This is a genomic window from Nocardioides sp. Z13_37, from assembly GCF_058355585.1.
Genome location: NZ_JBZGDV010000003.1, coordinates 1 through 12,942 on the forward strand (window position 1 = coordinate 1; position 12,942 = coordinate 12,942).

Below are 12,942 nucleotides of genomic sequence, written 5' to 3' on the forward strand. Positions count from 1 at the left end.
AGATCACCCACCCAATCTGTCGGGGTGGCCTCGTTTTCGCCCGTCGCTATGGCCTCATTTTCGAGCGTCGTCGACAGATGCCCCTTCTGAGCGCCCGGAGGAACTTCGAGCGAGAGTGGATGGGTATTGCCTCTTGCGGCCGACCCGCTCGGGAGCGCATTGCGCCCATGTTGGATGGAGGGCAACCGTCTGACGGGGCCGTTCGGACACATGGAGTGAACCTGCACCGGGGTTGACGACGTCAGCAGACTCGCGCTTCGGCAGGGGTCTGCTGGCAGGGAATGGACCTCGCGTAGGTGCGACCAGCGGTTGTCGACGGCTATAGGGCTCTGACCTGCGAAAACACAGAATCGGCAGATGGTCACCAATGGCTGTCGATAAAGCTCTTGCGGACTGTTTGCGGACTGCGGGGGAGCGAGATTGGGCCACCATGTCCGCCTTCCACTGCGCCACCGACGCTCGGTACTCGAGCTTGCCTCCTTGAGTCGCGGCGTTGCGACGCAAATCCCGTGACACCGTTCCGGGTCGCGGCCGATGGCTCGGGCGATCTCGCGCACGCCCTCGTCCTGCGCCCGGAGCAGCGCGATCTCCTCCCGGCGCATGTGAATGAGAAAACCGGATGGCATGTGCCAGATCTCAGGCCTACTCCCACCCGGTGAACTTCTCGTGACCCATGCTGGTCCACGCCCGGCACTCGGTTGTCGGTTCAGCTGACGGTCAGTCGACGGTCAGCATGGTGGCCCCGAGGCCGATCATCATCGTGCCGCCGCCCGCGCTCAGTGCGTCGAGCCGCGCGGGCCGTCGGGCGAACCAGCTGCGCGCTGTCCCGGCAGCGAGCGCCCAGATGCTGTCGGAGGCGGCGGCAAACACCCCGTACACCATGCCGAGCAACATTGTCTGCAGCGCGACCGGGCCGCCCGGGTCGGTGAACTGCGGCAGAAATGCCAAAAAGAACACGATGGTCTTGGGGTTGGTTGCACCGACGGTGAAACCAACCCGCACGGGGTGCCCCCGGCGCACCGGTGCCCCGTCGGCCAGCGACAGCCGGGCGTCGGCACGGTGGCGGACGGCTTGCACCCCTAGCCACATTACGTACGCCGCGCCCGTGACCTTGAGGACGGTGTACGCCGTCGCGCTTGCCGCTACCACCGCACCGAGCCCGACGGCGACGAGGGCGACCTGGGCGGTCACGCCGAGGGCGTTCCCGACTACCGAGAGCAGGGCCTCGCGGCGACCGACGGTGAGTGCACGCCCGATGGTGAAGAGCAGGCTCGGACCCGGCACCTGGATGAAGACAATTGAGGCGACGAGGAACGCGACCCACTGGCTCGACGACGGCATGATGACAGTGTGGGTCCGAGCTGCGGACACAGGCAATCGGGTTGTCGGGACTGCTGAACGATCAGGCAGCGTAGTCAGAATTCCCCTGATCGTTCAGCAGTCCCGTGGTTCCACAACCGCTGGCGGCACGGCGCCGTTCGACTTGAAGTTCAAGCCCGCAGGCAGGTATCTCTCCTTCGCCGAGCGTGAGGAATCGCGCCGCTCAAGGCCCAAGACAACTTGGTCGGTGAGGGCTGGCCGCGCCGGCGCCGGCGCCGGACACGGCTCGCGGCTCGACTTGTGTTTGGGTGAGGCATGGGTGTTCGCTCGGCCTCGCCGTCCCGTCCAGTTTCGCTCGGCCCATGGTCCTACCTCGGGTGGCTGGTGGCCCGGCAGCGCGGCCGGGTGGCACTCGGTGCCGTGCTCGGCAGCGCCTGGATGGCAGGCCTTGCTGTGCCGCCGTACCTGCTCTCCCGCGCCATCGACGGCCTGGCCGACGGTCGGCGCGGGTCGGTGCTGGTCTGGGCGGCCCTCCTTGTGGTCGCGGGCGGTGTCCTCGCTGGCTTGAGCATCTGGCGGCACCGAACGATGACCCGTGTACGAATGGACGCCGCCTTCCGCACGATGTCGCTGGTGAGCGCGCACACCGTGCACCTCGGCGCTACGTTGACGCGTCGTGTCGGCACTGGGGAGGTGGTGGCGATCGGCAGCGGGGACGCGTGGGCGATTGGGCGGAGCCTCACCGCGACCGGGCCGGGGGTGGGCGCGGTGCTGGCGTACGTCGTGATCGCGGTGCTGCTGTTGCGGATCTCGGTGCTGCTGGCGGCGGTGGTGCTGGCCGGGGTACCCGTCCTGGCGCTGGTCCTGGGCCCTGCCTTGGGGCGTCTGCAGGCGGTCGGGACGCCCTACCGGGAGCAGCAGGGCCGGGTGACGGTTCGGGTAGTGGATGTCGTCGCTGGGCTGAGCGTACTGAACGGGCTGGGCGGCAAGGGGGTCTACGCGGACCGCATCCGAGCCGAGTCACAACAGCTGCTGCAGCAGGGCTACCGGGTCAGCCGGGTCACGAGCGTGGTCCAGGCGGTCGGTCTCGGGCTGCCCACCCTGTTCTCCGCGGTCGTGGTGTGGCTGGCCGCGCGGCTCGCGGCTGAGGGCGACCTCACCGTCGGTGAACTCGTCGCGGTCTACGGGTACGCTGCGGTGCTGGCCGTTCCGGTGGCCTCGTTCATCGAGAACGCAGTCGACCTCAGCCAGGCGCTGGTGGCGGCCCGCCGGGTGACCGACTTCCTGGGCATGCGTGCCGACGGCGTCGGAACGGCGCCGCCGCCCGGCGACGGCGACCTGGTCGATGAGGTCTCGGGGTTGCAGGTGACGCCCGGGACGTTCGTCGTGGTCGCGACCGCGAGGCACGCCGACGCCGTCGCCCTCATCAACCGCCTCGGGGGCCTTCAGTCAGGGGCTACCTGGGCCGGGAGACCGGTCGACAGCCTCGACCCCGCGGCGCTGCACGAGCAGGTGCTGGTTGCCGACCACGACGCCGAACTATTCGCCGGCTCGCTCGCGGAGGTGGTCGCCGGTCGGCGCCGGGTCGACGACCTCGGGCGGAGCGCGCTGCTCGATGCGCTGCACACCGCGGCAGCCGACGACGTCGTCCGCGGCCTGCCCGACGGCCTCGAGTCGAGGATCGACCCCGGCGGCCGCAACCTCTCCGGCGGCCAGCGTCAGCGTGTCCGGCTCGCCCGCGCAGTGGTCGCCGATCCGCCGATCCTGCTCGCCGTCGAACCCACCTCGGCGGTCGACGCAGCCACCGAGGCCACCATCGTCGACCGGCTCGTGCAACACCGCCGGGGCAGGACCACCCTGGTCACCTCGACCTCAGCGATCGTCCTGCAGGGAGCCGACGAGGTCCACCTGCTCGCCGATGGTCGCGTGGTCGCCACGGGCACCCACGCGGCGCTGATGGTCGAGCACCCGGCGTACGCCGCCCTGGTCCGCCGCGGGGAGACTCCGAGCCCGTCGACCGCCAAAGAGGAGATGGCTACATGAGCGCGCAGCGGCTCCAGGTCGCGGAGCCTGTCGAGGTGCGCCGTGCCGCGCGGCGCCTGATCGGCTCCGATCGCGCCGCGTTCGTGCTGGTGCTGCTGACCAACTGCGCGGCAGCGGGCGCGGGACTGCTCGGGCCGTGGCTGATCGGCCGGATCGTGGACGAGGTGCGGGACGGCGCCGGCGTCGCGGCGATCGACCGATTGGGTCTGCTCGTGCTGCTCGCCGCGATGGCGCAGCTCGTCATCGGACGCCAGGCCCGCTACCTGGGCTACCGGTTCGGCGAACGTACTGCGGCCCGCCTGCGCGAGGAGCTCATCGACCGTCTGATGCAGCTCCCTGCGCGGACGGTTGAACGAGCCGGGACCGGTGAACTCACCTCGCGTGCGACCACCGACGTCGGGCTGGTCTCGTTTGTGCTCCGCGACGCCGCCCCGGAAATGATGTTCGCCCTCGTCCAGACGCTGATCATCTTCGTCGCCGTCGTCCTGCTCTCCCCCCTGCTAGGGGTGATCGGTCTGGTCGCACTCGTGGCCGTCCCCATGGTCGTGCGCTGGTACCTGCGCCGCGCCCGGTCGGCCTACCTGGACCAGGCGGCAGCTGGCGCCGAGGTCGCCGACGTGCTGGCCGGCACCGCCACCGGTGCCCGGACCGTGGAGTTGCTCGGGCTGCAGGAGCAGCGCACGGCCGCCTGCGCGACGGCGATCGAGGCCGCGACGCGCGCCCAGCTGCGCACCCTGCGGCTGCGCAGCGTGTTCTTCCCGACCATCGACGTCTCCACCGCGCTCGCCGTCGGGGTCGTGTTCGGCGTCGGCGGACTGCTCTACCACGACCAGCAGGTCAGCCTCGGCACCGTCGTTGCCGCCACGCTCTACTTGCGTCAGCTCAGCGTCCCGATCGACACCATCCTGGTGTGGGTCGAGACACTGCAGAGCAGCGCCGCGTCGTTCGCCCGGCTCGAGGGCCTCGCCGGACCGGCCGAACCGCCGCGCTCCTCGCCGACGGACGCCGCAACCGTCCCAGTCGACCAGCGCATGGTTGTCAGCAGCGTCCACTACGCGTACGACGACGACAGCCACGTCCTCCACGGCGTCGACCTCGATGTGCAGCCGGGCGAGCACCTCGCCGTCGTCGGCCCCTCCGGAGCAGGCAAGACCACGCTCGGACGTCTCCTGGCCGGCGTCGACCGTCCCCGCGCGGGCACCGTGACCGTGGGCGGTGTCGAAGTCGCCGACCTCGCACCCGAGCAGCTCCGCCGCCACGTCGTCCTGGTGACACAGGAGCACCACGTGTTCGCCGACTCACTGCGTGACAACCTCACCCTCGCGGCGCCACACGCCACCGACGACGAACTGGTTGCCGCCCTGCGCACTCTCGGGGCCGACTGGGTCGACGAGCTGCCTGAGGGACTCGACACCGACCTCGGCAACCAACAGCTCGGGGGCGCGCACGCCCAGCACGTCGCCTTGGCCCGGGTCCTGCTCGCCGATCCCCACACCCTCGTCCTGGACGAGGCCACCGCTCTACTCGACCCGACCGCCGCTCGCCGCACCGAACAAGCACTCGCCGCCACCATCCGCGGCCGCACGATCATCGCAGTCGCTCACCGACTCCAAACAGCGAGAGATGCGGACCGCGTCGCAGTAATGGAAGACGGTCGCATCACAGAACTCAGCTCGCACCACGAACTCATCGCCAACGGCGGCTCTTATGCAGCCCTCTGGCTAGCCTGGTCCGGGCCTGCCGCCCAGGACCAGGAACAGGCCAACGGTCAGGAATGAGGCACCAAGCCAGACCCTAGGCCGAACCCCTGCAGGTCCTCTGGCCCGAGTGTTGGCTGATCGGCGCCGCTTGTCCCGTAGGGGGGTCGGAGCTGGGACAGCCGACGCCTTGGCGAAGTCAGTGGCGTGGTCGTGCCTCTGCGAGGTCAGCCTTGGCCGCGATGCGCTGGCGTTCGATCGCGCGGTAGACGGTGGAGCGTCCGACGCCGAAGAGCTCGGCCACCTCGAGGGTGCTGTACTCGCCGCTGTGCAAACGTCCCCACGAAACTCACGGGGGTAGGGCTGGCGCACAGCAACATCCTTCCAACCTGATTCTTCGTCAAGCGATCTCAGACTGTCACCGGTTCGTGCAGCAGCCCCCGCCCAAGCGCCGCCTCGAGAGGAACCCGATACTTATCGCATGCATGATCTCGACCTAGTTATGAAGCCATCTCGGTACCCGCGATCGGCGGAGTATGACCCCACCTGGGTGTTGGGGTTGGACATGGGGCCCCACCCACTGTGGCAGCTGGAGGAGCTACTCGGGGACATCCCTGTCGCGGCTTCGGCCCAGGTGCTCGATCTCGGAGCTGGTCGAGGAGCCACCTCGGTGTACTTGGCTCGTGAATACGGCTGCTCTGTGGTTTCACTGGACCTCTGGGTCCCTAGCGACGAGCGTCGTGTCGTCCTCGTCGAGGCGAACGTCTCTGACCAGGTGTCGACCATCGACGGTGACATTCGGACGCTTGATCTGGGTGACGCGGTCTTCGACGCGGTCGTGTCGGTCGATGCCTTCGAGTACTTCGGAACCGACGTCCACTTCTTGCCTCGCCTTTTGAGGCACGTCAAGCCTGGGGGCCTGGTGGCCATGTCCACGCCTGGTCTTCGTGATGATCCATACGAGGTTGCGCCGCCGTCCTACGTAACCGACGTCGTGGGATCTGAAGCTGCTGCTTGGCATTCACCGGGATGGTGGCAGAAGCACTGGGAACTCACCGGAGCGTTAGAGCAGGTCGAGGCAAGGTGGCAGGTGCACGGGCGCGATGACTGGCTGACGTGGGAACGGGCTCGCTTAGCGCGCCAGACCGACCCCGGCCCGAGCGATCGGTCCGTACTGGACATGCTTGAAGCGGATAGAGGCGAACAACTCGGATTCGTGCTGGCGACAGCCAGGAAGCGACGGTGACGTACACCGTGCGCCGAAGGCTTCAAGATGGGGAGCTACCGCATAGCGCGAGTTCGAAAGACAGTGCCCAGGCAGGCTACGAACACACCACGCGTGCCATCGGTCCCACATCACTTGGTCAACTCCCGGGTAGTGGTGTAGCGCTGCGTTCTCCTTCGTGATGGTTCAGGCGGTCAGGGCGGGTAGGTCGTCGGCTCCGATCTCGGGTTCGGTGGTGGGGACGATGTTGACTCGGCAGCGGGCGAGGACCTCGAGTCCGGTGGCACTCGTCGGTGCGGCTGTTGCGGCGGTGCCCGGCATCAGGTCCGCTGGGGTGCGCCGAGGCCTCAGCATCCTGAGGGGTACCTTCATGATCGGTCTTGGCCTTCACACCCTCCTGCCTGCGGTCCGGTGAGCCGCTCGTCGGCGGTTCTCGCGGGACTTGATGGACGCGCGAGAGCGGATGATCGGCAGTTCTATATCCTTGACATTGAGTATCGAGAATGATTGGGTCTTCGGCATGAGGATGAACCAAGGCGTCGAGTGGGCGTTGCACACCTGTCTCAATCTGGGATGGCTGGAGCCCGAGGGGCCTTTCACTGCGGCTCGTCTTGCTGCGTTCTATGACCTGCCGCCCGCCTACCTGAACCGCCAGCTCCAGCTGCTGGTGAAGGCGGACATCCTGACGTCGGTCTCCGGCCCGCGCGGCGGCTTCCGCCTGGCGCGGGGCCTGGACAAGATCTCCGTTCTCGATGTGGTCGTCGCCATCGAGGGACGAGTTTCGGCGTTCGAGTGCACGCAGCTCCTGCGTCAGGGGCCAGGTGGCGACCCCAACGAGGACTACCGGCTCTCGTGCCGCATTTCTCAGACGATGTCGCGCGCTGAGCTGGCGTGGCGCCGCGAGCTTGCCTCGGAGTCTCTCGACGATCTCCGACGCTCGGTCGAGGCCGGGTTTCCTCACACCCCGTCCCGTACCCGTGACTGGATGGTCAACGCTCGACGGTGACGCGTCGCGTCGCTGGAAGCCACAACGAATGGAGTAATTCTCGATGTCCAACATGCAGGATAGTCGGAAAGCGCGGCTTGTGTTGCCTCTCCTTGCTGCTGCTCAGCTGATCATCTCGATCGACTACAACATCGTGTATGTTGCACTGCCCGAAATCGGGTCCAGTCTCGGCTTCGACGACCACAGCTTGCAGTGGGTGGTGAGCGCGTACGCAGTCGCATTCGGCGGGTTCCTGCTTCTTGGCGGGCGAGCGTGTGACGTGCTCGGCGCGCGACGGATGTTCGTTGTGGGGCTCGGTCTCTATGCCTTCTCGTCGTTGCTCGGCGGAATGGCGACAGTCCCAGCCGTGCTGATTGCGGCTCGAGCCCTCCAGGGCATCGGTGGCGCTGTGCTGTTCCCTGCCACGCTTACCTTGGTAAGCCTGTGCTTCGCCGAGGGTCGGGCGCGCAACCGCGCGTACGCCGTGTGGGGGACCGCCGGCGGTAGTGGCATGATCCTCGGCTCACTACTGGGCGGCGCGCTCACGGACGCATTCGGGTGGACGGCTGTCTTCCTGGTCAACGTGCCTCTGGCGGGCGCTGTGGCACTCGGTGCGCTTGCGGCCATCGAGAACACTGTTGCTGGGACGCGACGTTCGCGTTCGCTCAACGCGCTCGGGGCCGTTGTGTCGACGGTTGGCATCACCGCTGTCGTCTATGCCGTCGTGGATGGTCCGGAGGTCGGGTGGGACTCGCCGCTCGTGCGGACTGCTGGTCTCGCCGGCGTGCTGCTCGTCGCGGCGTTCATCATCCAGCAGCGTTCCAGCGTCGACCCGCTGGTCCCGCTGCGGCTGTTCCGCGACCGCAACCTCGCCTTCGGTGCGGCCGTCACCTTCGGCTACATGGCGTCCTTCGGCACGCTTCTGTACTTCCTCACCCTGTACTTCCAGGTGGTGCTCGGCTACTCGGCGATGCAGACCGGTCTGGCGTTCGTCGTCCCGATGGTCGCCATCGCCTCAGGTGCTCAGCTGGCAGGACGCGCGGCGACCCGTTTTGGCGCGCGAGACATCCTGGTCGGCAGCCTCGTGCTCGGAGGCGCCGGCGCCGCGGCTGTCGGCCTGGGCCTTGGCGGAGCGAGCAGCTACGCGGCGTTGGTGCCTGGGCTGGTCGTGCTGGGTCTCGGACAGGGGGCGGGCTACACACTCATGTTCGGGGCCGCCACGACGGGAGTCGACGCCGGTGACCAGGGCGTCGGAACCGGCGTCGTGTCCACCACGCAGCAGATCGGCGGGGCGATCGGGCTGGCCTTCCTTGTGTCCGTCTCCGGCGCGGGCGGCGCGGGCGGGGACGCTGAACTGGTTGCCGGTCTTCGTGACGCGTTCCTGGCTGCGGTGGCGCTCATCGGCGTCACGAGCCTGCTCGCGCTAGGGCTCAGGCGCCGTCACTCCGACGTCGACGGGCTCCGCGTTCCAGGCGACGGCACCGCCGTGACCGTCTGACCTGTTCTTCCCATCGCACCACCATCGAGAAGGAGAAAGCAATGGCACGACCTACCACCACCCACGACACGACCTCCGCCCAGCGCCCGGCGACCAGGCCCTGGATCGTGCGCCATGAGACCAGCGAGCGCCTGCAGGACGGGGCCACCAGTGTCATCGAGCTGCTCGCGGACGGGGAGCACACCGGCGGCGCGCTCACCGTGAACCGTGCGGAGCTCCAGGAAGGCTCGCCCGGTGCGCCGTCGCACCTCCACCTGCGCGCCACCGAGACGATCTTCGTGCTCTCCGGCTCGCTCGACGTGCTCGTAGGCGAGAACGTCGAGGTCCTGACGCCCGGCGACATGGTGGTCCTGCCGCCCGGCGTCGCGCACGCCTTCGCGCCCACCTCGGGATCGTCGGCCGACATGCTCGCGATCTACACCCCCGGCCAGCACCGGTTCGACTATTACCGACTGCTCGAACGGCTCTATCGGGGAGAGGCCACCCTCGACGAGCTCACGGCCACGTCCGACCACTACGACAACCACTACGTGGACAGTCCGGTCTGGCAGCGGGTCCACCCCTGGCCGACCTGACGGCTGCGGCGGAGGCGGGTCGACGAGGGCGTCCAGGGCCAGGTCGGTGCGCAGGCTCTTCGACAGCTGCCAGCCGACCACGCGTCGGGAGAAGATGTCGATGACGAACGCGGCGTAGACCCACCCGGCGAAGGTGCGGCAGTAAGTGATGTCCGCGACCCACACCCGGTTCGGTGCCGGCGCCTGGAAGTCGCGGTCCAGCAGGTCCGGTCGACTGTCCGGACCGTTACCCGGGACCGTGGTGCGCGGCCCCTTTGCCCTGCTGATTCCGCGAAGTCCCTCGGCGCGCATCAGCCGGTGCACGGTGCAGCTGGCGATGCGGTGGCAGCGACGGTTCAGCTCGGCGTGCATCTTGCGGACTCCGTAGACGGCCGTAGTTCTCCGCGTGCACGCGACGCTTCACCACCAGGTGCTGCACATCAGCGACTGCCCTGGCCGAGGGCGGCCTGCTCTTGGCGGCGTAGAAGCTGCTCGGGGCGATCTGCAGGCCCGCCTTGCGTAGCACGGTGCAGATCGGCGCGACCCCGAACCGGTTGCGGTGCTGGTCGATGTACTCGACCAGCACCGGCGTGGTCACTTCAGCTTGCGGTCGAGCTCCGCCGCGGCGAAAGACGCCGACGCCGTCCGCAAGATCTCATTCGCCCGACGCAGCTCTTTGTTCTCACGCTCCAACTCAGCGATCCGCTGCGCCTCGGCGGTCGTGACACCGGGACGGCGGCCCTCGTCGATCTCGGCCTGGTTGACCCAGTTCCGCAGCGCTTCCGTGGAATGAGAGCCTCCATCAGACCCGGCACGCGACACGATGCTCCACGACGGCGAGCACACTGAGCGCGAGCCACAACCCCACCACTCTGGCAAGCGGGTGTCGCACGACCGTCACGTCGCGACCCTAACGGCGGTCGAACGTATCGCGGTACCGACGAAAGTCAGTGCCGCGACGGAGAGTCCTCCAGGGGTCGTTCGCCCGCTGAGGTTGGTGGAGTCACCGATGGCCCGGAAGAAGTGCATTCCGGACCAAGGTTCAACAGCCGATCACCGACGGTGGTCCGGGTCCTCGCCGGCCGGGGGCTCAGGCTCCGCAGATCTCCCCGCCGTCGGCTCCGACGATGGGGACTCGCTGCGAGGCGGTCCGACGAGCTCATCGCGCACCTTCTGGAGGAGGCTGCGAGGAGCCCCGGCTCTCCTTCTCCGCGAGGAATCCCACAGATCGAGTCCGCCGAGGCCTATCAGTGCGATGCCGAGCGGTCCTCCCTCGAACCAGAGGAATTCACGCTCCCAGAAGAAGATCGCGAGCACAGCGCCCGCCGCAATGGACACGAAGCCGAGGATGGCTCTCGGCGACAACGGGACACCATTCATGAGGTGACACCTTTCTGATGTGTGGAGCTACGAGATGAGGTCGAGACGCGTTGCGGCGTCGGCCGCGACGAGGCCACCGACCGCGACCGGGACGGTGGCCGCCAGGGCCGGCTGTTTGGTGGGCTGTGGGCAGCCGCAGGGACGCCGCGTCATCCCAGCGAGATGCCCGCAACCAGCAGCATGGGCAAGTCGTCGGATCGTCATGACCTCGCCCGCGATCTTGGTGCGCTCGCAACGGCCCCGCCGCACAGCGGCCGGGAGCCGGCGTCAAGTGAGCAGGCGACGGCGGTAGCCCTCGGCGACGGCGGAGGCCCGGTCACGGACGCCGAGCTTGTCGTAGATGTGTTGCAGATGGGTCTTGATGCTCGCTTCGCCGATGAACAGCGTCGTGGCGGCGTCTCGGTTGGAGCTGCCGTTGGCGACCAGCTGCAGCACCTCCTTCTCGCGATCGGTCAATGTGCCGGCGCCCGGCCTCCGGACCTGCCCCATGAGGTGTTGCGTCACCGACGGCGCAAGCACCGACACTCCACGCGCGGCGGAGCGGACGGCCTGCATCAGCTCGTCGGGCACGGCGTCCTTCAACAGGTAGCCGGTCGCACCCGCCTCGATCGCCGGCAGCACGTCGCTCTCGCTGTCGAACGTGGTCAGGACGAGCACCCGGACCTCCGGGGCCCGCTCGCGCAGGGCCGCGGTCGCGGCGACGCCGTCCGTCCCGGGCATCCGAAGGTCCATCAGCACGACGTCCGCGGCCAGCCGCACCGCGCACTCCACTCCCTCCGCGCCGTCCCCGGCCTCACCGACCACGACGATGTCGTCGGTGTCGGCGAACGTGTCGCGAAGACCGCCCCTCACGATCGGGTGGTCGTCCACGATTACCAGTCGAATCATCGGTCGATCTGCTCCTTGTGTCTGGTCCCGACGGGCGTGATCGCGGGCACGCGCGCGCTGACGGACGTCCCGTCGCCCGGCGCGCTCTGCACCTCGAGGTGACCGCCGACCCCCCTGGTGCGCTGGCGCATGCTGGTCAGGCCGAACCCGTCGCCGGCCACTTCCGCGAACCCGCGTCCATCGTCCCGCACGTCCAACAGCACCTCGGTGCCGGTGTAGGACAGCGTGACGACGACGCGCGAGGCGTCCGCGTGCTTGGCGACGTTGGTCAGCGACTCCTGCGCGACTCGGAAGAGAGACACCTCGATGGCCGGGCTCAGCGGCTCCCGGGTGCCGGTGACCTCCACCTGAGCGCTGACGCCCTGGTCCTGCGACCACCGCTCGGTCAGGGTGCGCAGCGCGTCGGGCAGGTGCGCTCGGCCGAGCTCCTGGGGAGCGAGCGCCTGCACGGACCGCCTGACCTCGCTCAGGCTGGTGCGCGCGAGACGCAGCGCACGCCCGACGTGCCCGTCCGCCTCGCCCCGCCCATGAGCGGCTCGCTCCGCTGCCTGGAGCTGCGTGATGATGCCGGCGAGGCCCTGGGCCAGGGTGTCGTGGATCTCGCCCGCCAGTCGCTGCCGCTCGTCCTGCATCCCCGACTCCCGGGCCTGCGCGACCAGCTGCGCGTGGAGCCCGGCGTTCTCGTGCAGTGCCGCCTCGAGGCGCTCGACGAGCTCCTCGCGCCTGCGTTCCTCCGGTTCGCTGCGCGCCGTCAGGACGATGCCCACCCCAATCGCCGCGGTCTGCACCGCGACGATCAGGAGGAACTCCGCGAGCGTCCCCGGGGTCGGGTCGGCCCACACCTGCATCGCGGAGCCGTTGAGGGCCACCGAGGTGGCCAGGACTCCGATCACCCCCAGCGGCCACGGCGTGAGCACGTACGCGTGGAAGAAGCCGGCCACGGCGAAGACCAGGAAGACCTCCGAGTACGTCATGAGGGTGACGCACAGCGCCAGCAGTCCGACGAAGTAGATGCCCGCCTGCACGGGCCCGAGCGTCCTCCTCCTGAGAGGCAGCGTGTGCCTGAACAGCACCCACAGCACCGAGACCGCGACCAGCCCGAGCACGCGTGCGCCCTCGGACCAGAAGCCTTCGCCGGAGGTCGGAAGCGTCCACGAGAGGTAGATCGCGGTCGAGACCGTCAGCAGCAGCCACGGTGTGACCAGCTGCAGGAGGTCCCACACCCGCAGCTGTTCGGTCCTCCAGGCCAGCCGGGACCGGTTCGCGATCGCCACCTCCTCGGTGATGGTGGATCCGTGCGTCCCGGAGCTCGGGCGCCGGCCGTCCCCGACATCGCGCATGGTGGTCGACCC

Annotated in this window: 11 protein-coding genes, 2 pseudogenes and 1 other annotated feature; of the genes and pseudogenes, 6 read left to right on the forward strand and 7 right to left on the reverse strand. The window is 68.6% G+C overall.

The window, feature by feature from the left end; genetic code table 11:
- Window positions 1-420 precede the first annotated feature (420 nt).
- Together AC4H2S_RS09625 and AC4H2S_RS09630 are read right to left on the reverse strand one after the other, a co-directional pair.
- Window positions 421-653, reverse strand: a pseudogene (locus AC4H2S_RS09625) (helix-turn-helix domain-containing protein); the annotation flags it as partial.
- A 64-nt stretch (window positions 654-717) separates the two neighbouring features.
- Window positions 718-1,341, reverse strand: a complete 624-nt coding sequence (locus AC4H2S_RS09630) for a LysE family translocator (protein WP_491496760.1) — start codon at window positions 1,339-1,341, stop codon at window positions 718-720.
- Between the two features lie 417 nt (window positions 1,342-1,758).
- Here AC4H2S_RS09630 and AC4H2S_RS09635 point away from each other — a divergent pair, with 417 nt between their 5' ends.
- Window positions 1,759-3,363, forward strand: coding sequence for an ABC transporter transmembrane domain-containing protein (locus tag AC4H2S_RS09635; protein WP_491497070.1), 1,605 nt, complete (start codon window positions 1,759-1,761; stop codon window positions 3,361-3,363).
- Window positions 3,360-5,141 carry an ABC transporter ATP-binding protein gene (locus AC4H2S_RS09640; protein WP_491496761.1) on the forward strand — a complete coding sequence of 594 codons (1,782 nt, stop codon included), beginning with the start codon at window positions 3,360-3,362 and terminating at the stop codon, window positions 5,139-5,141. The genes AC4H2S_RS09635 and AC4H2S_RS09640 overlap by 4 nt, the downstream gene beginning before the upstream one ends.
- 118 nt (window positions 5,142-5,259) lie before the next feature.
- Here AC4H2S_RS09640 and AC4H2S_RS09645 read toward each other — a convergent pair whose 3' ends face one another.
- Window positions 5,260-5,394: a helix-turn-helix domain-containing protein gene (locus AC4H2S_RS09645; RefSeq protein ID WP_491496762.1), complete on the reverse strand. Its 135-nt coding sequence runs from the start codon at window positions 5,392-5,394 to the stop codon at window positions 5,260-5,262.
- A 147-nt stretch (window positions 5,395-5,541) separates the two neighbouring features.
- On the opposite strand from AC4H2S_RS09645, the gene AC4H2S_RS09650 reads away from it, so the two are divergent.
- From AC4H2S_RS09650 to AC4H2S_RS09665, 4 genes are all read left to right on the forward strand, one after another.
- The gene (locus AC4H2S_RS09650) at window positions 5,542-6,306 is read left to right on the forward strand and encodes an SAM-dependent methyltransferase (protein ID WP_491496763.1); all 765 of its coding nucleotides are present in this window, start codon (window positions 5,542-5,544) and stop codon (window positions 6,304-6,306) included.
- A 424-nt stretch (window positions 6,307-6,730) separates the two neighbouring features.
- Window positions 6,731-7,291 (forward strand): RrF2 family transcriptional regulator, encoded by a 561-nt coding sequence (locus tag AC4H2S_RS09655; RefSeq protein WP_491496764.1) that lies wholly within the window; start codon window positions 6,731-6,733, stop codon window positions 7,289-7,291.
- A 43-nt stretch (window positions 7,292-7,334) separates the two neighbouring features.
- Window positions 7,335-8,768 carry an MFS transporter gene (locus AC4H2S_RS09660; protein ID WP_491496765.1) on the forward strand — a complete coding sequence of 478 codons (1,434 nt, stop codon included), beginning with the start codon at window positions 7,335-7,337 and terminating at the stop codon, window positions 8,766-8,768.
- Window positions 8,769-8,809: 41 nt separating this feature from the next.
- Window positions 8,810-9,343, forward strand: coding sequence for a cupin domain-containing protein (locus AC4H2S_RS09665; RefSeq protein ID WP_491496766.1), 534 nt, complete (start codon window positions 8,810-8,812; stop codon window positions 9,341-9,343).
- A 33-nt stretch (window positions 9,344-9,376) separates the two neighbouring features.
- Here AC4H2S_RS09665 and AC4H2S_RS09670 read toward each other — a convergent pair.
- From AC4H2S_RS09670 to AC4H2S_RS09685, 4 genes and pseudogenes are all read right to left on the reverse strand, one after another.
- Window positions 9,377-9,703 (reverse strand): annotated as a pseudogene (locus tag AC4H2S_RS09670) (DDE-type integrase/transposase/recombinase); the annotation flags it as partial.
- A 112-nt stretch (window positions 9,704-9,815) separates the two neighbouring features.
- Window positions 9,816-9,959, reverse strand: a sequence feature (AL1L pseudoknot).
- Window positions 9,917-10,144 (reverse strand): hypothetical protein, encoded by a 228-nt coding sequence (locus tag AC4H2S_RS09675; protein WP_491497082.1) that lies wholly within the window; start codon window positions 10,142-10,144, stop codon window positions 9,917-9,919. (Overlaps the previous feature by 43 nt.)
- A gap of 825 nt (window positions 10,145-10,969) precedes the next feature.
- Entirely contained in the window at window positions 10,970-11,590 is a 621-nt protein-coding gene (locus AC4H2S_RS09680; protein WP_491496767.1) for a response regulator, read from the reverse strand.
- On the reverse strand, window positions 11,587-12,930 hold the full coding sequence (locus AC4H2S_RS09685; RefSeq protein ID WP_491496768.1) for a sensor histidine kinase: 1,344 nt from the start codon (window positions 12,928-12,930) through the stop codon (window positions 11,587-11,589). The genes AC4H2S_RS09680 and AC4H2S_RS09685 overlap by 4 nt, the downstream gene beginning before the upstream one ends.
- Window positions 12,931-12,942: the final 12 nt, after the last annotated feature.